Here is an 18,102-nt window from a genome sequence, read left to right as displayed (position 1 = left end):
CAGGTGTTTATTCACGGCCCTTGGTCCCCAGATACGACCGTCCCCGCGGGATACTGGGTTCATGGCCAACGGCGGGCCCGTCTGCGGGCCGATCTCGAGCTACTCCCGGGTGCAGATCCTGCACTTGCTCTTCGAAGCGGGAAGTTCGCAGACCCGGGGCGAGCTCTCCATCACCGAGCTGTGCGAAGCCACCGGGCTGCACCCCAACACGATCCGCGAACACCTGCAGCGCCTGATCGAGGGGGGCTATGTGATCCCGACGATCGAGCACCGCACGACGCGGGGTCGACCGCGCACGCTGTACAGTGCGGCGACCGGAGCGCCAGGGGCTTCCAGTCCCGTGGCCCGCGACAAGGCCAAGGCGGCGGCCCGTCGTGGCGACCTGATGCGGAGCATGCTCCCCGACGCGGCATCCGGACTCGGGCGCGAAGCCACCTATCAGCTCGATGCGCTCGTCGAGCACCTGGAGGAGAGCGGCTTCGAGCCTGTGCTCGACGACCGCAGTCTCACGGTCGACCTCAGCCCGTGCCCGCATGCCGCCGGACGGTCGGAAGACCGCCCGATGCTGTGCCGCGTGCATCTGGAACTCATGCAAGGCGTCCTGAACGAGGCAGGCGGACCACTCGAAGCCGAGTGCGTCCGCGACGCTGTCCTCCCGTCGGACTGCACCGTGCAGCTGCGCGACACCACCGCGCCGCTGGTCGAGGGAACGCTGCGTCACAGCACGAAGCAGCGGCACCACAGAACAGGAGTCGTGCATGGAATGGCTTGATCCGCTCGCTCTGGCCCGATGGCAATTCGGCCTGACGACCGTCTACCACTACCTCTTCGTGCCGCTCACGATCGGCATGGCGCTGGTCGCGGCGATCTTCCAGACCGCGTGGGTGCGCACCGGCAAGGTGCAGTACCTGCACCTGACCCGCTTCTTCGGGAAGATCTTCCTGATCAACTTCGCCATGGGCGTCGTCACCGGCATCGTGCAGGAGTTCCAGTTCGGCATGAACTGGTCCGACTACTCCCGCTTCGTCGGTGACGTGTTCGGTGCCCCGCTCGCGTTCGAGGGCCTGCTGGCCTTCTTCTTCGAGGCGACCTTCATCGGCCTCTGGATCTTCGGCTGGGACAAGCTCCCGCAGAAGCTGCACCTCGCCACGATCTGGTGCGTCTCGATCGGCAGCATCCTGTCGGCGTACTTCATCATCGCCGCCAACGCCTTCATGCAGAACCCCGTCGGCTACACGTTCAACGAGGCGACCAACCGTGCGGAGCTGACCGACTTCTGGGCACTGCTGACCAACCCCGTCGCGCTCGCCGCGTTCCCGCACACGATCTTCGGTGCGTTCATGTTCGCCGCCGGTGTCGTGATCTCGGTCTCGGCCTGGCACCTCTCGCGCGGCCAGCACTTCGACACCATGCGCATCTCGCTCAAGTTCGGGCTGTGGGCCATGATCGTCTCCACTGCGGGCGTCGTGCTCACGGGCGACCAGCTGGGCCTCGCGATGTATGCCGCGCAGCCCATGAAGATGGCAGCGGCCGAGGCCACGTTCAACACGGTCTGCGGTCCCGATGCCTCGTTCAGCATCTTCACGCTCGGCACTCCGGACGGCAGCTCCGAACTGTTCTCCATCCGCGTGCCGTATCTGCTCTCGCTGCTGTCGACACACACCCTCGACGCGTGCGTGCACGGCATCAACGATCTGAACGCCGAGTACGCGCAGACCTACGCCGCCACCGGTCTGACCGACTTCGCCCCGGTGCTGTGGATCACGTACTGGGCCTTCCGCTGGATGATCGGCCTCGGCATCGCCGCAGCGCTCGTCGCCGTCGCGGGCCTCTGGGTCACCCGCAAGGGCGCCAAGAAGCCGGTCGCACCGTGGATGTGGAAGGTCGCCATCTGGTCGTTCCCGCTCGCGCTGGCCGCCAACATCATGGGCTGGGTCTTCACCGAGATGGGCAGACAGCCCTGGATCGTGTTCGGGCTGATGACGACGCAGGACGGCGTCTCGCCGGGCGTCAGCGGGCTCGAGGTGCTGATATCGCTCATCGCGTTCACCGCGATCTATGCGGCGCTCGCCGTCGTCGAGATCCGCCTCATCATCCGGGCCGCCCAGAAGGGGCCCGACACCGAAGAGAAGCCGCATGACGAGACGGCCCAGCTGCCGTCGGTCGTCTACTGAGAGGGAGGAGCATCATGGATCTCGCAACACTCTGGTTCTTCATCGTCGCCTTCTTCTTCGTCGGCTACTTCGTCCTGGACGGCTTCGATTTCGGAGTCGGCATGTCCCTGCCGTTCCTCGGCAAGAACGACGTCTCGCGCCGACAGGTCATCAACACGATCGGCCCGGTCTGGGACCTCAACGAGACCTGGGTCATCGTGGCCGGCGCCGTGCTGTTCGCGTCGTTCCCCGAGTGGTACGCCACACTGTTCAGCGGCTTCTATCTGCCGCTGCTGCTGATCCTGCTCGCGCTGATCCTGCGCGGTGTCTCGTTCGAGTACCGGCATCAGCGCGACAGCGCGAAGTGGAAGGCCGGCTTCGACCGGATGATCGTGATCGGCTCGGTCGTGCCCGCGCTGCTGTGGGGTGTGGCGTTCGGCAACATCGTGCAGGGCGTCGCGATCGACGAAAACCACATCTTCGTCGGCGGCTTCTTCTCCCTGCTGAACCCCTACGCACTGCTGGTGGGCGTCACCACGCTGCTGCTCTTCTTCCTGCACGGGGTGCTGTTCGTGGCGCTCAAGACCGACGGCCAGGTGCATGAGGATGCGCAGAAGCTGGCGAAGAAGGCCGCCATCCCGACGATCCTCGTCGCAGCCGCGACGGTGATCTGGACGGTCGCGATCGCGATGGGCCGCGAGGCTCCGCTGCTGTGGCTGGTCATCGGTACCGGTGCGCTCGCGGCGGTCAGCCTGATCGCGGCGGTCGGCTTCTCGCTCGTCCGTCGCGATGGCTGGGCGTTCTTCGCCGGCATGCTCACCGTCATGTTCGCGGTGGTCATGCTGTTCTCCGCCCTGTTCCCGTACGTCATGCCGTCGACGATCGACCCGGCCTACAGCCTCACGATCGCCAACGCCTCGAGCACCCCGTACACGCTGCAGATCATGAGCTGGACGGCCCTGATCGCGATGCCGCTCGTGCTCGCGTACCAGGCCTGGACCTACTGGGTGTTCCGCAAGCGCGTCACCCGCAAGTCCATCGAGGGGGCTCCGGCGCACGCGTGAAACCCGTCGACCCGAGACTGCTGCGATACGCGGGTGCCGCGAGGGGGTTCCTCGCGGCATCCGCGTTGATCGGCGTCGTCCAGACGGCGGTCACGATCGCCTTCGCGTGGCTGCTGACCGATGCGATCACGGGGGCGCTCGCGGGTCGGGACGTCACCTCGTCGCTGCTCTGGCTGCTGCTCACGGCTCTGCTGCGGGGCCTGCTCATCGCGGCCTCGGATGCCGCGGGGACACGGGCGGCCGCCAAGACGGGGATGCAGCTGCGCGCGGCGCTGGTGGCTGCGGTCGGGAGACTGGGGCCAGGGTGGCTCGCGCAGCGCAACCAGACGGCGCTCGCGGTCACCGCGGGTCACGGGCTCGAAGCTCTCGACGCCTACTTCGCCCGCTACATCCCGCAGCTCGTGCTGACGGTGATCGCGACGCCGGTGCTGGTCGCGGTCATGTGGTGGCAGGACTGGCCGAGCGGTCTCACCGCAGTGATCACGCTGCCGCTGATCCCGCTGTTCCTGATCCTGATCGGCATGGCGACCCGCACCGTGCAGACGCGGCAGTGGCAGACGCTGCAGCGCCTCGCGGCCCGCTTCGCCGACACGGTGCAGGGGCTGTCGACCCTGCGGCTGTTCGGACGCGACCGCCGGGCGGCCGACCGCATCGAGGCGACGGCTGACGAGTACCGCCGCGAGACCATGAAGGTGCTGCGGTTCTCGTTCCTGTCGGGCTTCGCGATGGAGCTGCTGGCCTCGATCGCGGTGGCGCTGATCGCGGTGTCTGTCGGCTTCCGGCTGCTGTCGGGCGACCTGACGCTCGAGGTGGGGCTGTTCGTACTGCTGCTCGCTCCGGAGGCCTTCCTGCCCATCCGGCAGGTGGGGGTGCAGTTCCACGCGGCGGCCGAGGGGGTCGCGGCGACCGAAGACGTGTTCGAGGTGCTCGACGCGGCAGGGGAGCGCGCGCGGATGCAGGAGCCTTCGACGGATGTCGGAGGAATCGCCGCCGGACACACCGGCATCCGGGAATCGGTCATGCATGTGGAACCGGCGAAGGGCAGAACCCTCGTGGTCGAGGGGCTGCGCGTGCGTGATCTGCCGCCCGTGTCGTTCTCAGCCGAGCCGGGGACCATCACCGTCATCGAAGGGCCGAGCGGGTCGGGGAAGTCGTCGCTGCTGGCGGCACTCCGGGGTGCGGTCGAGTTCGAGGGGACGGCGTCCTACGCCGGCGCGGACGTGCGGGGGATCGCACCGTCGGCGTGGCTCGCCTGGGCCGGGCAGGCACCTGGCCTCACACGCGGGACCGTGTCGGCGAACGTCACCCTCGGTGATCCCGAGCCGGACGCCGCCCGGGTGCGCGATGCGCTCGATGACGCCTGCGCGGAGGGCATCGACCCCGCGCTGGAACTCGGCGTGCAGGGAGCGGGGCTCTCGGGTGGGCAGGCGCAGCGAGTAGCTGTCGCTCGAGCCCTGTATCGCCAGGCATCCGCGTCCGGACGCGTGCTCGCACTCGATGAGCCGTCGAGCGCGCTCGACCCCGAGACCGAGGACCGGCTGTGGCGATCGCTGCGCGAGAAGGCGGACGCCGGGGCGACGATCCTCCTCGTCTCCCACCGTCGGACCGCACGGGAGATCGCGGATCAGATCGTGGCGCTGGGGGTGAACGCATGAATGCCCCTCGCACAACCGACGCCGTGCATTCCCGCGGTCACCGGGTCGGCGCCATCCTGCGACTCGCGCAGCCGCCGCTCGGCCGCTTCGTACCGGGTCTGATCTGGGGTCTGCTCTCGGCTGCCGCCGCCGTGAGTCTGCTCGCGGTGAGCGGGTGGCTGATCGTGAGCGCCTCGATCGTCGACTCGCTGGTGCCGCTGTCGATCGCCGTCGTCGGTGTGCGCTTCTTCGCCGTCTCGCGCGCGGTCACCCGCTATCTGGAGCGCCTGAGCGGACACGATGCCGCGCTGCGTCAGCTCGCCTCCACCCGTGCCGACATGGTGCGCCGGCTGATCCCTCTGTCGCCGGCGGGACTCGGCTCGACGGACCGCGGGCAGGTGCTCGCAGCTCTCGTGGACGACGTCGAGAACCTGCAGAACCTGCCGCTGCGGGTGGTGCAGCCGCTCGGGGTGGCGGCGCTCGTCGCGGTCGGAGCGGTCGGCTTCCTCGCGTTCGTCTCGCCCCCTGCCGCTCTCGCTCTCGCGGTCTGCCTCGTGACCGCCGCGGCTGCAGCGATCGGACTCGGCTGGGTGTTCGGCTCGCGCGCCGAAGCACGGGTCTCGGAGCGTCGGGCAGAGCTCTCGGCAGCTCTCGTGGACTACCTCGGGAGCCTCGACGTGCTCATCGCCTACGGGGCGGAGCAACAGGCCCGGTCGCGGATCACCGCCGCCGATGCGGCTCTGCGACGCGTGGTCGACCGTGCCTCCCTCGCCCAGGCCGTCGCAGCGGGTGTCGTCTCCGCGGTGGCCGGGGCGGCATCGGTGTGGGCGCTCGCCGCGGCGGCTCCGGGTCTCGCGGACGGCTCGATCGACGGCCCGTGGCTGGCCGTGGCAGTGCTCGTGCCGATGGTGGTCTTCGAGGTGTTCGGAGCGGTGCCGATCGCTGCGGCATCCTGGCGGAGCGTTCGAGCGAGCGCCGGGCGCATCGTCGACGTGCTCCCGGAGCGGATGCCCGAGGAGCTGCGTTCCGACGAGGGGGATGACGTGGAGTTCGCGCGCACTCCCGAGCTGCATCTGCGCGGCGTCAGGGCGACCTGGCCCGGCGGCACGCCCGCGCTGAAGGGAGTCGACCTCGACCTCCGCGCCGGTGAGCGCGTGCTGGTGGCGGGGCCGAGCGGGGCGGGCAAGAGCTCGCTCGCGGCAACCCTGGTCGGCTTCCTGCGCGTGGAGGGCGAGTATCTGGTGGGTGGTCGGGACGCCGCAGAGCTCTCGGGCCCGGCGCTGCGACGCGTGATCGGACTGTGCGAGCAGAACCCTCAGCTGTTCGACGAGGACATCCGCCAGAATCTGCTCTTCGCGCGGGACTCCGCCTCGGATGAAGACCTGCAGGCGGTGCTCGAGCGGGTCGGACTCGGTGACTGGGTCCGCGAGCGCGGCGGTCTCGATGCGAGGGTCGGCGACCGTGGTGCGCTGGTGTCCGGCGGTCAGGCGCAGCGGATCTCGCTCGCCAGGGCGCTGCTGCGCGGCTTCCCCGTGCTGGTGCTCGACGAGCCGACGGCGGGCGTCGATCCTGAGGCATCGGATGCCCTGCTGCGTGATCTGCTGCAGGCCGCGGGGGAGCAGTCGGTGCTGCTGATCTCGCACGTGGCGCCGCCGGCGGGAACCGTCGACCGCGTGGTGCGGATCCACGACGGCCGCACGGTCTGACACCGTCCGGTCGCTGCGGGGAGACCCGCGGGCCGACGTCTCAGACGTTCATGTCCACGGGCGGTTCCATCACGATGCCCTGTGCTTCGAACGCGCGACGTCGCTCTTCGATGCGGCGGTGCAGCTCGATCTGGGCGGCATCGACGAACTGTGGATCGAGGTCGACGGTCTTGGGGTGCGGGTCGCCGTGGTTGGCGGCGATGTACGCGTCGAGCTCGGGGCCGCTGGTCCACGAGGTGATGAGGGCGTAGCGCGGTGCCGTTCCACGGTGCCAGACCGCGTGCCAGAAGCGCTGGGTGTCGACGATGATGCGGGAGCCGGCGCGCAGCGGCAGGCGGATCTCGGTCGCGGGGTCGAAGCGGTCGGAGCGCAGGATCAGCATCGACTCGGTGTCGTCGGAGAGGTTGAAGAACCCGCGGACCACCCAGCCGGTGCCCTCTTCGTTGAGGCGGTTGTTGTCGTCCTGGTGCAGGTTGTAGATCGCGTCGGCGTATTCGTTGGGCTGCAGCTCGATCACGCGGCATCGGCCGATGCCCGCGCCCGGTTCCTGTGCGCGGCGCTGGAGCGTCGGGGCGATCGCGACCTGCGAGTCGACCCAGACGCCGTCCTTGTCGGTACGCGGCGGGGTGTGGTTCCAGAAGCCGTTGCAGTCGACGTCGCCGGCATAGCTGGTGAGCGGGGCGAAGCGCGTGATGCCGGAGGAGCGCCAGCCGACGTACTCGAGGCCCAGCCATTCGGCGGGATCGGTGGCGGAGGTGTGGTCGTCGAGCACGACGTAGCCGGTGTCGGCCAGTGCCTCGGACGTGATGAAGCCCATGATGGAACCTTCCCGTCATCGCTGCCCCCACAGGCGGCGGGTTGTAAGGCCATCCTAACTCGATCGCCCCTGTCCTGGCGGAGCCGTCGCCGGGGAAAACTCCGTAGGCTCGCCGATATTCTGGGGGCATGACTCAGCCGCAGGGCGCCCTCCTCGTGGGCAGCGTGAACTACGACGACGCCGAGACCACGATCCGCACCACCGCGGAGCTGCTCGGCACTCGGCTCCGCCGCATCCCGGACGGCGAGGTCGGCAAGCGGTTCCACTGGATCATGTTCCAGCCTGACGTGATCGGTGAGGCCGCGGGGATCGAGCGCATCGGTGATGAGCCCATCCCGTTCCCCGCCGGCATCGACGCCCGGGGTCTGCGCATCGGCGAGGGGGTGGATGCCGCGGCCATCGAGCTGCCGCCGCTGGGGTACGCCGCCGCTGCGATCGAGTCGTACGCCGTGTTCGTGCGCCTCCGCGCCGAGGGCGCGGTTCCGGCGGGGGTGCGGTTCCAGGTGTCGCTGCCGACGCCGCTCGCCGTGATCTCCTCGTTCTTCCACGGCGATGACCGCGCGGCCATCGAGCCCGTCTACACCGCCGCGATCGTGCGCGAGCTCGACGAGATCCTGGAGGTCATCCCTCACGAAGACCTCGCTGTGCAGTGGGACGTCGCCAGCGAGATGGGCATCATCGAGCGCGCGGCCGGGTACGGATCGGTGATGGAGGCCTGGTGGCCCGGCGACCCGTTCGACGGACTGGTCGCACGGCTGGCAGCCCTGGTCGACGCGGTGCCAGCCGACGTCGAGGTGGGCGTCCACCTCTGTTACGGCGACGCGGGGGAGAAGCACTTCTTCGAGCCGCGGGACGCGGCGAATCTGGTCCGCTATGCGAATGCCGTCGTGACCGCATCCGGTCGCCCGCTCACCTGGTTGCACCTGCCCGTGCCGATCGCGCACGATGACGAGGCGTATTTCGCCCCGCTCGCTGGCCTCACCCCGGTGGAGGAGCTGTACCTCGGACTCGTGCACCGTGAGGACGGCGCGGAGGGCGCCGAGCGCCGTATCGCCGCCGCCGCCCCATACGTCACCGCGTTCGGCGTCGCGACCGAGTGCGGCATCGGTCGTGCGCCCGCCGGCTCGACCGAGGGCATCCTGCGCACCCACGCCGAGGTCGCCGCGGCCTGGTGACCGTTCGATTCGCGCGTCCGGCCCGCGTCGCGTAAGCTGTTCCGCGGTGACGTGTCCGAGCGGCCGAAGGTGCAACTCTCGAAAAGTTGTGTAGGGTAACCCCCTACCGTGGGTTCAAATCCCACCGTCACCGCCACCACGAAGGCCCCGACTCCCGTCGTAACGACTGGGATGCGGGGCCTTCGTCTTGTTCGACGATCGGCTGCGGTGACGCAGTGGCAACGCGAGCCAAATCGTGGTTGTCGCCGCTGATCGACTCAGTGGGGTCGGCGCCATCGCTACGTCTGCCGCCATCGATGACGCCGCGTTTCCGTGAAGGGGCATGAGTCCGTCGTCGGCACCGAAGCGGCCTCTTCTACCGGCACGCGGGCTAGTGCGATGTTTGTGAAACCGAGCCGATTCAGGTCGCGGACGGTTTGCATAAGCGCCAGCCTGCTGAAGAACGGCAGCCACTCGACGCCCTTCCTCTTCGAGTTCGCGATGTCCGCGTAGGTGACGGTGACCTCGTCTCGTTCTGGGGCTACGCCGCCGGGTGGCACGAAAGTCAGCCAGGTCGAGGCATCGGCGTCTCCAACGGCCTTGGCACTTGTTCGCAGATGTGAGTTCATCGTGTGAAACAACTCGTTTACGAGCGAATCGGTCTACCGTCGTCACCGAACGAGGTGGTTCGCAATGGTTCAAATCCCACCGTCACCGCCACCACGAAGGCCCCGACTCCCGTTCAGACGACCGGGATGCGGGGCCTTCGTTCTGTTCGGTCGAGGCGTTCGTCGTACCCTCGATCCATGGTGGGATCGATCGACCGGCGGAGCCTTCGCTTCCATCGCGCCATGCTCGGGTTGTGCGCGGGCCTGTTCGGATACATGATCGGCTTGCTCACGAGGACCATCCAGACCGGCAGCGACTATTCGCTGCCCCAGTGGATTCTCGTCGGATCACTGGTCGTCGGTTCGGCGGCGCTGCTCACGTATCAGATCGGGCAGGTCCGGCGTCGTGGCGGCGGACGACCACGGGACTCCAGACGAAGCCGACGCCTCGAAGCCTCTGCCGCCGACGGGAGCGACGATGCGGGACAGTGACGACGACGAGGATCTGAGCGAAACCGAGCTGAGGGCTCGCCTCCGCAGTATCGAAGACGAACACACGACGCTCCTGTCGACGACGATCGGAGCGGTCAGCCTGGGTAACGCCGAGCTCGCTGAGCAGGCCAACGGGCTCCGAGGCGCATGATGCCCTCAGGTGCGAGCGTGTCGCGTCTGAGGGCATCATGACGATCACAACGGCGCCGGGGTGCGTGCGGGACCGGTTCTCCGTGTGATCCACCAGGCTGCGGCGGTGATCAGGACCAGTGCCGCGCTCGGGATGAGGGTGGCGATGGACCCTGCGATCTCTCCCCGACTGTTGAGCGCGCCGCCGAGGTCGACGTGCAGCGTCGTGCCGAGCACGAGGGCCGAGACGTTGTAGACGACGTGGAGGACGACGGCGGTTTCGAGCCCGCCGGTACGCCAGGTGACGATCGCCAAGGATCCGAACAGCACGAGGTAGGAGGTGAGGATGTACGGGTCGAGCGAGCCGTGGAAGAGAGAGAAGAGGACCGTCGGGATGACGATGCCGATCACTGCCCCGAGGCGCGCGCCTCGCGTCCACCCGCCGATGATGCGGAACATGAACCCGCGGAAGCCGTACTCCTCGCCTGCTGCCGCGAGTGGGGTCAGCAGCATGCCGATCACGAAATAGGCGACGAGGTCGAATGTCGACCAGGGCACCTGGTCGACGGGCGCCAGGAGGAAGCCGACGGCGACGACGACGAGCAGCAACGGACCGAAGGCGAGCAGTGCTCGCCCGAGCACGCCGTATCGGAAGCGCCCGGCGACCGAGTGCAGCGACCGGAAGGGCACGCCGTAGAGCAGGCGCTGCAACAGCATGCAGTAGGGGATGAGCACGGCGAGCGACAGTGCACCCGCAGCCTGCTGAAGGGGCGTGAAACCCGAGCGCCCCAGGATCGCGGTGTCGAGATAGCGCGCCCCGAGCACGAACAACTGCGCGAAGACGACCATCCCGGCGACCACCAGCACGATCGCGAGGATGCCGCGGAGGATGCGGCGCTTCTCGCCGGCGTAGACGCGGTGGTACTCGACGCCAGGGGGAACTCGAGGATTGGGGACGGGGTCGTCTACCTGGAGGAGCCAGTTCGGCGCGGTGTCGGTCATGGGTGATCCTCTTCGATACTAATACAGCGTGATAGTTGCAAGAGGTTTCAAACTAGCACAGCGTGCTAGACGGTAGCGGACCCGGGGAGCAGGTTCGGGTGACGGCGGGGAGAGAGAGGGGGCGGAGCGCGTCGAGTGCGCGATCCGCCCAGGCGATCTGCTCGTCGTCGCCTTCAGCGCCTGAATGTGGTCGCGAGCCAGCTCGACGCCACGCCCGTGATGCCGAAGAGTGCCGCCGGACGACTGAGAACGGCGATCATGAGTTGCTGCGGTCGAGCGCGTGCAGAGCGATGGATGCAGTGCTCGCCACAAGCGTGTCGTCGAAGTCTGCGTGAGGGTCGTTCCGCGACGTCAGCACCGTGATGATGATGGGGCCCTGTCCGGGTCGCGTGACGACGGCGATGTCGTTCCGGATCGGACCTGCGCCTCCCGATTTGTCGGCGACCGTCCAGCCGGCGGGCGCGCCAGAGCGGATGAGGGCGTCTCCGGTCCGGTTATCGCTCATCCAGTCGACCAGCAGCGCCGCATCGGCCGCGGACAACGTGGAACCGTCTAGGATCCGCGTAAGCGAGGTGGTGAAGGCGGCGGCGGTCGTGGTGTCGTCGGTGCTGCCCGGTTCGATCGTGTTGAGAGTCGGCTCGTCGTTCACGACCTCCGTGGTGGCATCGCCCAGCTCGGCGAGTGCGTCGTCGAGGGCTGCGGAACCACCGATCCGGTCGACGATGAGATTGAGAGCGGCGTTGTCGCTGACTCGGACGGCCGCTTCGGCGAGCTGCGCGTAGGTCAGGCCGTCCTCGACGTGCTGCGACGTCACGGGCGCGTGGCCGGCGGCGGCGGCTTCTTCTGTCGTCCAGTGCACGATCTCATCGCGGGCTGCGCCCGACACGGACTGGAGGAACACTGCAGCGGCGAAGGCTTTGATGGTGGATGCGAAGCCGAAGCGGCGGTCCTCGCCGTACGAGACGGATTCGCCGGTTCCGGTGTCGACCGCCATGACGCCGACAGTCGCGTCGTACTCCTGTTCGAGAGCCGCCAGTTCGTCTGCCACGAGCTCGTCGAGGTCCGTTGTGGTCGCACGGGCCGTCGGAGATGCCGGGGCAGATTCGGCGGCAGGCGGGGGCGCCCCCACGCACCCCGCGAGCGCTAAGCCGGCGAGAAGGCAGTAGAGGCTGAAGGCCGGAGTTCGGCGCATGTGGTCACGCTCCGGTGGGCGCGAGGACGAGGTCTCGCACGTTCGTGAGCAGCGAGGTCACGCGGCGGGCCACCCGCTCAAGACCGCGTGGACCGCGAGCCGCAGACTCGTCGTCTCGGCCTCGATGCCCACGGCGTCGGAAGGCAGCGCGCGTTCGGTCATGAGCCCCGCCAGCACGGTCGAGAGGAACCGTGCTCGCTCCTCGACTCGACCGGCGGGGACCGCGCCCTCGTCGATCAAGACGGTCAGCCATTGCGCGATCCGATGTCGCCCCATGCGGTCCAGCGCGATGTAGGTGGCTGCCTCGTCTTCGGACGGAGCCGTGGCCACGTACGCCTCGTAGAGCGCCCCCCACTGCCTCCGTGCGCTTTCACCCACGCCGACTTGACGGAGGATGAGCTGCAAGCACGCGATGAGTCGCTCCTCCGCCGTCAGAGAGCGGTCGTTGATCGGATCATCGGGGAGCTCCAGGTCGTACATCGCGGCCACCACTGTCTCGATGAGCTCCCGCTGTGTTGGGAAGAAGTGGCGTAGCGACCCCGTGCTCACCTGAGCGCGGGCGGCCACTGCTCTCACGCTCAGGCGTGCGGTGGGGTTCTCGCCCAGCATGGTCGCCGCGGCGATGAGGATCTTCTCCCGCGTTCCCGGTTCCTTCGACGCTTCGTCCATTTCTCCCTCATGAGCCATCCGTCTATAACAGTGTGCTAGTTTAGCCCGTCGTCGGCTATCACGCTGTATTAGATTATGGAGGGCGAGATGATGGCGGGAAACAACTGGCGGAACCGTCGCGTCCGTGTCGGTTCCGGCGAACCGCTGCGCCGCTATCGCTGGTGGCAGATGTTCGGCCGGTCTCTCCGATCGATCACGCTGCGCTCTGACGCCGGCACGATGTCGACGTACACGATCGACGTCCGTCATGCCGGCGATATGACCGACGGCGAGATCCGTGCGCGTCTCTACGTCGACGGAGCTCTGCAGTCCTACGCGAAGATGCCCACACGCTTCGCCGTGCCTGGCGGGCACATTGAGGTGGCGATCACCGGGTTCGGGCTCAAGCGGTGCCACTATGTGCGGGCAGACGGCACCGAACAGCAGCTGTCGCCCGATCCTCGATCCGCCGAAGGGCGTCGCGCTCGTTTGCACGAGCGGCATCCTGGCGTGAGCCGCGTGATCGGCCTCGTCTCCATCGCGTTCGTCGTGGTCGGCCTCAGTGTCGAGGTCCCTCAAATCATCGAAGCCCTCTCGAAGATCCCCTTGATCGCCGACTCGGTCGGCACCTTCACCTCTCCCATCCGGCTCCCGCTCGAGCTCAATCTGCTCGTCGGCCTCGCCGCTGTCCTCGGCAGCACGGAACGAGCCCTGCGAATGCGTTCGAGCTGGATCGACGAGCTCGCCAGCTGACCTCTCCGAAAGGGAAGACCATGCATCAGAGCGGCCCTGCCACAACACCGGTGCCGCATGTCGCCGACAACCTCGCTGCGGGGGCGATGAGGTCTCGACGTCAGCCGAGCAGTTCCACCCCGAACTCGGAGACGACGGCGCGCAGTTCGGCGAGGTAGCGCTGCGCCTGCTCCGTGAGCGGGATCGCCGAGTGCCCGATCCAGCCGATCTCGATGTTCTCGTCGACGTCGAGCGGGATGGCGACGATCTCAGGGTCGAGGTCGTCGCTGATGATGCCCGTCGAGATGGTGTAGCCGTCCAGGCCGATCATCAGGTTGAAGATGGTCGCGCGGTCGGAGACGCGGATGTCCTGCGGGCTCGAGAGGGTGGAGAGGATCTCCTCGGAGAAGTAGAAGGAGTTGTTCGCGCCCTGGTCGAACGTGAGCCTGGGCACGTCGGCGAGGTCGGCGAGAGTCACGCGATCTCGGGCGGCGAGCGGATTCTTGCGGGAGATGAAGATGTGCGGGTCTGCGACGAAGAGCGGGTGGAAGGCGAGTCCGGAGTCGCGGAGCAGCTTGTCGATCACGTTGCGGTTGAAGTCGTTCCGGTAGAGGATTCCCAGCTCGCTGCGGAGGGTGCGCACGTCTTCGATGATGTCCCAGGTGCGCGTCTCGCGCAGGGAGAACTCGTACTCGGTCGCCGCTGTCGCCTTGACCATCCGCACGAGGGCGTCGACAGCGAACGAATAGTGCTGCGTCGAGACGCCGAGGAGCCGCCGGGAGGGCGGACGCCCGAGGTAGCGCTGCTCCAGGAGTGCCACCTGCTCGACGACCTGCCGGGCGTACCCGAGGAACTCGACACCATCCGTGGTGAGCGTCACACCCCGCGCGGAGCGGATCAGGAGCTCGCGCCCCACTCTGCCCTCGAGATCCTTCATCGCCGCGGACAGGGTGGGCTGGGCGACATAGAGCAGGTCGGCGGCGGCACTGATCGACCCCTCAGCGGCGACCTCGATGTAATAGGTGAGCTGCTGGAGGGTGATACCGTTCGAACGCTTGGCCATAGATTCAACCTATGCCACGGCATAGTCGACGCGCATTACCCGATGGGCCCTTGCAGTCGTCATCATGGAGAAACCCCCGATCGAGGCCGAGCCCGGCCGATCTTCCACCGATTGGCCGCTCATGGCATCCGAATTCACGTTCCGCATCACGACGACCCGTTTCGACGAGGACTACTCGCCGTCCGACGACTCGCGCATCACCACGAACTTCGCCAATCTGGCGCGCGGTGAGCACCGTCAGCAGAACCTCGGCAACGCCCTGACGATGATCGACCGACGGTTCAACGATCTGGCGCACTGGGACAACCCGAGCCGTGATCGCTACACCCTCGAACTCGAGATCGTCTCGGTCGCGATCCAGTTCGCGACGGAGGGGGAGGATCGGGAGTTCCCTCTTCTCGAGGTGCTGGAGGTGACCATCGTCGACCGGTCGACGGGCACGCGCACCCAGGGCATCGTGGGCAACAACTTCTCTTCGTACATCCGCGACTTCGACTTCAGCGTGCGGTTGCCGGCGGCCACCGCAGCCGCGGGCGGCTTCTCCGTTCCCGACGACTTCGGCGACCTGCACGGCAAGCTCTTCCAGCACTTCCTCGACTCCGAGGCGTACCGGGAGCGGTTCACGCTGTCGCCGGTCATCTGCATCAGCGTCTCGACGAGCAAGACCTACCGCCGCACCGAGAACCATCACCCGATCCTCGGTGTCGAGTACGAGCAGAAGGACGGCTCGCTGACCGACGAGTACTTCGGCAAGATGGGCCTCTCGGTCCGCTACTTCATGCCGCGAGGCAGCGTCGCCCCGCTGGCGTTCTACTTCCGTGGGGATCTGCTGAGCGACTACACCAACCTCCAGCTCATCGGCACGATCAGCACGATGGAGACGTTCCAGAAGATCTATCGACCGGAGATCTACAACGCGAACTCGGAAGCGGCGAGCATCTACCGGCCGACCCTGGAGCAGCAGGACTACTCGGTGACGAAGATCGCCTACGACCGCGAGGAGCGGAGCCGGCTCGCAGCCGAGCAGGGACGCTATGCCGACGCGCATCTCATGACCCCGCACGGCGAGCTCCTCGAGAGATGGGCCGCCGGCCGCTCCGCTGACTCGCTGGTGTCCGTCGGATGACGAACGGACGAGCCCCGATCATGCCCGGGATCCTTCCCACCTCCATCGTCGGCAGCCTGCCCAAGCCCTCCTGGCTGGCCGAGCCCGAGAAGCTCTGGTCTCCGTGGAAGCTGGAGGGCGGTGCCCTGGTGGAGGGCGTGCAGGATGCGCTCCGCATCACCGTGCACGAGCAGCGTCAGGCGGGTATCGACATCATCAGCGACGGGGAGCAGTCGCGTCAGCACTTCGTCACGACGTTCATCGAGCACCTCTCCGGTGTCGACTTCGACCAGCGGGAGACCGTGCGCATCCGCGACCGGTACGACGCCAGCGTGCCGACCGTGGTCGGTGCCGTGAGCCGCGAGAAGCCCGTGTTCGTCGAGGACGCGAAGTTCCTCCGCCAGCAGACCGACCAGCCCATCAAGTGGGCTCTGCCTGGTCCGATGACGATGATCGACACGCTCTACGACCGTCACTACAAGAGCCGCGAGAAGCTGGCCTGGGAGTTCGCGACCATCCTGAATCAGGAGGCGAAGGAGCTCGAGGCGGCCGGGGTGGACATCATCCAGTTCGACGAGCCGGCCTTCAACGTCTTCTTCGACGACGTGCAGGACTGGGGCGTGGCTGTGCTCGAACGCGCAGCCGAGGGGCTGCGCGCGGAGACCGTGGTGCACATCTGCTACGGGTACGGGATCAAGGCGAACACCGACTGGAAGGCGACCCTCGGATCGGAGTGGCGGCAGTACGAGAAGTCGTTCCCGCTTCTGCAGCAGTCGAGCATCGACACCGTCTCGCTGGAGAGTCACCACTCGCACGTTCCCCTGGACCTCATCGAGCTCATCCGGGGCAAGAAGGTCATGCTCGGAGCCATCGACGTCGCCAGCCAGACCATCGAGACTCCGGAGGAGGTCGCCGAAACCCTCCGGAACGCCCTCCGCTTCGTCGACGCTGACAAGCTCGTCCCGAGCACGAACTGCGGGCTGGCGCCGTTGTCGCGTGACGTCGCCCGCGGCAAGCTGCGGGCGCTCAGCGCGGGCGCCGCCCTGCTTCGCGAGGAGCTCGGCTCCGCGCTCTGATAGCCTCGAGCTTCCGTGCAGCAATCTGAGGAGGTGGTACCCGTGAACGAACTCACATCGGTGCTCCTCCAGGGAGACACGGTCGGGCGATAGGTCGTCCGGGAGCGCCGCTTCTTCGCCGCACTCCCGAGAGGCACGACCATGCATTTCACTTCGCAACGAATCCTCGATGACCGCATCACCGAGCGCACGTTCACGCTCGGCGACGTCTCCGGCATCCTCTGGACGCCGCCCGCCGCATCACCGACCGCACCCGTCCCACTCGTCCTCATGGGTCAGCCCGGCGGCATCGGCATGCGGCGCATGTATCCGAGACTGGTCGCGCGCGCCCGCAGCGCCAACGCCCAGGGCTTCGCCGCCGTGGCGATCGAGCTGCCGGGGGCCGGCGAACGCGCTCCACTGCCCGGCGCCGAGGTCGCCAGGGCCGACCTCGTACGAGCGATAACCGCGGGAGAGAAGCCTTCCGCGGATGTGGTGGACCGGCTGATCCTCCCGCTGGTCGACCGCGCGGTTCCCGAATGGCAGATGACGCTCGACGAGACCCTCGAGCTTCCGGAGATCGGCGACCGCGTCGCGTTTTCCGGAGGGGTGATCGCGATCGGCACCCGCCTCGCCGCGATCGATGCACGAATCGTGGCGGCCGGACTCTTCGCCGGGAGCTACGTGCCACGCTCGACGATGGCAGAGGCGCGACGGGTGACGATCCCGCTGCACGTGCTGCTCCAGTGGGACGACGAGGGCAACGACCGTCAGATGGCATTCGACCTGTTCGATGCATTCGGTTCGACGGAGAAGACGCTGTACGCCAACATGGGCGGCCACACCGGAGTGCCGGCGTTCGCCGGGGAGGACACCGCCCGCTTCTTCGCCCGTCACCTCGGGGGCGCGTGAGGGCGGTAGCGGGGGTGTGCGAAGGGATCGATAGATTGAAGGCCGGACGCAGAAAGGATCTCGATGTCGCCCCTCGTCACCGCACTCGATCACCTCCAGCTCCCGGTCGCGAGACTGGACGAAGCCGTCGCGTGGTACACCGACGTCCTCGGCTTCCGGGTGCTGACGAACTACGGTGCCTACGCCATGTTGCGACTCGAGCCCGCGCTCGACCTCATGCTCTGGGAAGCCGGCGACCATGCGCCTCTGCATGTCGCCGTCGACGGGGAGACGAAGCCGGTCTTCTTCCTCAAGACCGAGAGCTTCGACCAGCTCGCCTCGCGCCTCGAGCAGGAGCAGGTGCGGATCGCCGCAATCGAGGACCTCGGGTTCGCACGGTTCCTGAAGTTCTACGATCCCAGCGACAACTTCCTCGGCGCCATCGAGTTCGCGCAGGATCCCGCAGCCGAGTGAGCTGACTGGGGCGCAGAGGCGAGGCGCTCGCCGAGGGGGAGGGATTCGGCGAACGCCCCGTCTGCACCCGATGCCTGCGAGCGCGGCCCCCCACGATCTCGCGCTACGACCGGAGCACGATCAGGATGCGCCCGATGGAGCCGGAATGCAATGGACTTTCGACTCTTCCGGTGCAGTCTGGAC

19 protein-coding genes and 1 tRNA gene are annotated in these 18,102 nt (G+C 67.6%); 14 read left to right on the top strand and 6 right to left on the bottom strand.

The window, feature by feature from the left end; all coding sequences use genetic code 11:
• Positions 1-61 precede the first annotated feature (61 nt).
• Genes AB4070_RS09525 through cydC form a run of 5 tightly spaced genes read left to right on the top strand, consistent with a single transcriptional unit; the run spans position 62 to position 6,557 of the window.
• Positions 62-772, top strand: a complete 711-nt coding sequence (locus tag AB4070_RS09525) for a helix-turn-helix transcriptional regulator (RefSeq protein WP_127012686.1) — start codon at positions 62-64, stop codon at positions 770-772.
• Positions 759-2,174, top strand: a complete 1,416-nt coding sequence (locus AB4070_RS09520; RefSeq protein ID WP_029259882.1) for a cytochrome ubiquinol oxidase subunit I — start codon at positions 759-761, stop codon at positions 2,172-2,174. Before AB4070_RS09525 ends, AB4070_RS09520 begins: the two co-directional genes overlap by 14 nt.
• Positions 2,175-2,188: 14 nt before the next feature.
• The gene (gene cydB, locus AB4070_RS09515; RefSeq protein WP_441979870.1) at positions 2,189-3,217 is read left to right on the top strand and encodes a cytochrome d ubiquinol oxidase subunit II; all 1,029 of its coding nucleotides are present in this window, start codon (positions 2,189-2,191) and stop codon (positions 3,215-3,217) included.
• A complete protein-coding gene (gene cydD / locus AB4070_RS09510) occupies positions 3,214-4,872 on the top strand; it encodes a thiol reductant ABC exporter subunit CydD (RefSeq protein ID WP_441979869.1) in 1,659 nt (552 codons plus the stop codon). The genes cydB and cydD overlap by 4 nt, the downstream gene beginning before the upstream one ends.
• Complete coding sequence (cydC, locus tag AB4070_RS09505) at positions 4,869-6,557, top strand: thiol reductant ABC exporter subunit CydC (RefSeq protein ID WP_441979868.1); 1,689 nt, start codon at positions 4,869-4,871, stop codon at positions 6,555-6,557. Before cydD ends, cydC begins: the two co-directional genes overlap by 4 nt.
• Positions 6,558-6,597: 40 nt before the next feature.
• On the opposite strand, the gene AB4070_RS09500 is transcribed toward cydC, so the two are convergent.
• Positions 6,598-7,374 (bottom strand): hypothetical protein, encoded by a 777-nt coding sequence (locus tag AB4070_RS09500; protein ID WP_282848340.1) that lies wholly within the window; start codon positions 7,372-7,374, stop codon positions 6,598-6,600.
• Between the two features lie 128 nt (positions 7,375-7,502).
• Between AB4070_RS09500 and AB4070_RS09495 the strand changes: the two genes are divergently transcribed.
• Both AB4070_RS09495 and AB4070_RS09490 read left to right on the top strand, forming a co-directional pair.
• Positions 7,503-8,549, top strand: coding sequence for a hypothetical protein (locus AB4070_RS09495; RefSeq protein ID WP_441979867.1), 1,047 nt, complete (start codon positions 7,503-7,505; stop codon positions 8,547-8,549).
• 45 nt (positions 8,550-8,594) lie between these two features.
• Positions 8,595-8,685, top strand: a tRNA-Ser gene (locus AB4070_RS09490).
• A gap of 142 nt (positions 8,686-8,827) precedes the next feature.
• Here the strand turns inward: AB4070_RS09490 and AB4070_RS09485 are convergent.
• Positions 8,828-9,157 (bottom strand): DUF6119 family protein, encoded by a 330-nt coding sequence (locus AB4070_RS09485; protein WP_441979866.1) that lies wholly within the window; start codon positions 9,155-9,157, stop codon positions 8,828-8,830.
• 177 nt (positions 9,158-9,334) lie between these two features.
• Here AB4070_RS09485 and AB4070_RS09480 point away from each other — a divergent pair, with 177 nt between their 5' ends.
• Both AB4070_RS09480 and AB4070_RS09475 read left to right on the top strand, forming a co-directional pair.
• Entirely contained in the window at positions 9,335-9,628 is a 294-nt protein-coding gene (locus tag AB4070_RS09480) for a hypothetical protein (RefSeq protein ID WP_441979865.1), read from the top strand.
• Entirely contained in the window at positions 9,615-9,779 is a 165-nt protein-coding gene (locus AB4070_RS09475) for a hypothetical protein (protein WP_441979864.1), read from the top strand. The genes AB4070_RS09480 and AB4070_RS09475 overlap by 14 nt, the downstream gene beginning before the upstream one ends.
• Positions 9,780-9,823: 44 nt before the next feature.
• Here the strand turns inward: AB4070_RS09475 and AB4070_RS09470 are convergent, their stop codons facing one another.
• The 3 genes from AB4070_RS09470 to AB4070_RS09460 all read right to left on the bottom strand — a co-directional run bounded on the left by AB4070_RS09470 (position 9,824) and on the right by AB4070_RS09460 (position 12,620).
• Complete coding sequence (locus AB4070_RS09470) at positions 9,824-10,759, bottom strand: CPBP family intramembrane glutamic endopeptidase (RefSeq protein ID WP_441979863.1); 936 nt, start codon at positions 10,757-10,759, stop codon at positions 9,824-9,826.
• A 256-nt stretch (positions 10,760-11,015) separates the two neighbouring features.
• On the bottom strand, positions 11,016-11,951 hold the full coding sequence (gene bla / locus AB4070_RS09465) for a class A beta-lactamase (protein WP_441979862.1): 936 nt from the start codon (positions 11,949-11,951) through the stop codon (positions 11,016-11,018).
• 57 nt (positions 11,952-12,008) lie between these two features.
• Complete coding sequence (locus AB4070_RS09460) at positions 12,009-12,620, bottom strand: TetR/AcrR family transcriptional regulator (protein WP_441979861.1); 612 nt, start codon at positions 12,618-12,620, stop codon at positions 12,009-12,011.
• Between the two features lie 87 nt (positions 12,621-12,707).
• Here AB4070_RS09460 and AB4070_RS09455 point away from each other — a divergent pair, with 87 nt between their 5' ends.
• Entirely contained in the window at positions 12,708-13,352 is a 645-nt protein-coding gene (locus tag AB4070_RS09455; protein ID WP_441979860.1) for a hypothetical protein, read from the top strand.
• Between the two features lie 100 nt (positions 13,353-13,452).
• Here AB4070_RS09455 and AB4070_RS09450 read toward each other — a convergent pair whose 3' ends face one another.
• The gene (locus tag AB4070_RS09450) at positions 13,453-14,394 is read right to left on the bottom strand and encodes a LysR family transcriptional regulator (protein WP_441979859.1); all 942 of its coding nucleotides are present in this window, start codon (positions 14,392-14,394) and stop codon (positions 13,453-13,455) included.
• Between the two features lie 121 nt (positions 14,395-14,515).
• On the opposite strand from AB4070_RS09450, the gene AB4070_RS09445 reads away from it, so the two are divergent.
• The 4 genes from AB4070_RS09445 (at position 14,516) to AB4070_RS09430 (ending at position 17,919) form a co-directional block, all read left to right on the top strand.
• Entirely contained in the window at positions 14,516-15,520 is a 1,005-nt protein-coding gene (locus tag AB4070_RS09445; RefSeq protein WP_441980561.1) for a DUF1852 domain-containing protein, read from the top strand.
• Between the two features lie 20 nt (positions 15,521-15,540).
• Positions 15,541-16,575, top strand: coding sequence for a methionine synthase (locus AB4070_RS09440; protein WP_441980560.1), 1,035 nt, complete (start codon positions 15,541-15,543; stop codon positions 16,573-16,575).
• Positions 16,576-16,716: 141 nt separating this feature from the next.
• A complete protein-coding gene (locus tag AB4070_RS09435; RefSeq protein WP_441979858.1) occupies positions 16,717-17,466 on the top strand; it encodes an alpha/beta hydrolase in 750 nt (249 codons plus the stop codon).
• A gap of 63 nt (positions 17,467-17,529) precedes the next feature.
• Positions 17,530-17,919 carry a VOC family protein gene (locus AB4070_RS09430; protein ID WP_441979857.1) on the top strand — a complete coding sequence of 130 codons (390 nt, stop codon included), beginning with the start codon at positions 17,530-17,532 and terminating at the stop codon, positions 17,917-17,919.
• The last annotated feature ends 183 nt before the right edge of the window (positions 17,920-18,102 follow it).

Source organism: Microbacterium sp. 2RAF4 (assembly GCF_052115285.1).
GTDB lineage: Bacteria > Actinomycetota > Actinomycetes > Actinomycetales > Microbacteriaceae > Microbacterium > Microbacterium oxydans.
The sequence above is the reverse complement of the archived record's forward strand: the minus strand, read 5'-3'. Positions and strand labels throughout refer to the sequence as shown.

Bases quoted from the DNA above. Each gene is read 5' to 3' on its own strand.
- AB4070_RS09450 (WP_441979859.1), bottom strand. From the start codon at position 14,394: ATGGCCAAGCGTTCGAACGGTATCACCCTCCAGCAGCTCACCTATTAC.
- AB4070_RS09445 (WP_441980561.1), top strand. From the start codon at position 14,516: ATGGCATCCGAATTCACGTTCCGCATCACGACGACCCGTTTCGACGAG.
- cydC (WP_441979868.1), top strand. From the start codon at position 4,869: ATGAATGCCCCTCGCACAACCGACGCCGTGCATTCCCGCGGTCACCGG.
- bla (WP_441979862.1), bottom strand. From the start codon at position 11,951: ATGCGCCGAACTCCGGCCTTCAGCCTCTACTGCCTTCTCGCCGGCTTA.
- AB4070_RS09520 (WP_029259882.1), top strand. From the start codon at position 759: ATGGAATGGCTTGATCCGCTCGCTCTGGCCCGATGGCAATTCGGCCTG.
- AB4070_RS09440 (WP_441980560.1), top strand. From the start codon at position 15,541: ATGCCCGGGATCCTTCCCACCTCCATCGTCGGCAGCCTGCCCAAGCCC.
- AB4070_RS09525 (WP_127012686.1), top strand. From the start codon at position 62: ATGGCCAACGGCGGGCCCGTCTGCGGGCCGATCTCGAGCTACTCCCGG.
- AB4070_RS09480 (WP_441979865.1), top strand. From the start codon at position 9,335: ATGGTGGGATCGATCGACCGGCGGAGCCTTCGCTTCCATCGCGCCATG.
- AB4070_RS09435 (WP_441979858.1), top strand. From the start codon at position 16,717: ATGCATTTCACTTCGCAACGAATCCTCGATGACCGCATCACCGAGCGC.
- AB4070_RS09460 (WP_441979861.1), bottom strand. From the start codon at position 12,620: ATGGACGAAGCGTCGAAGGAACCGGGAACGCGGGAGAAGATCCTCATC.
- AB4070_RS09485 (WP_441979866.1), bottom strand. From the start codon at position 9,157: ATGAACTCACATCTGCGAACAAGTGCCAAGGCCGTTGGAGACGCCGAT.
- AB4070_RS09455 (WP_441979860.1), top strand. From the start codon at position 12,708: ATGATGGCGGGAAACAACTGGCGGAACCGTCGCGTCCGTGTCGGTTCC.
- AB4070_RS09475 (WP_441979864.1), top strand. From the start codon at position 9,615: ATGCGGGACAGTGACGACGACGAGGATCTGAGCGAAACCGAGCTGAGG.
- AB4070_RS09500 (WP_282848340.1), bottom strand. From the start codon at position 7,374: ATGGGCTTCATCACGTCCGAGGCACTGGCCGACACCGGCTACGTCGTG.
- AB4070_RS09495 (WP_441979867.1), top strand. From the start codon at position 7,503: ATGACTCAGCCGCAGGGCGCCCTCCTCGTGGGCAGCGTGAACTACGAC.
- AB4070_RS09430 (WP_441979857.1), top strand. From the start codon at position 17,530: ATGTCGCCCCTCGTCACCGCACTCGATCACCTCCAGCTCCCGGTCGCG.
- AB4070_RS09470 (WP_441979863.1), bottom strand. From the start codon at position 10,759: ATGACCGACACCGCGCCGAACTGGCTCCTCCAGGTAGACGACCCCGTC.
- cydB (WP_441979870.1), top strand. From the start codon at position 2,189: ATGGATCTCGCAACACTCTGGTTCTTCATCGTCGCCTTCTTCTTCGTC.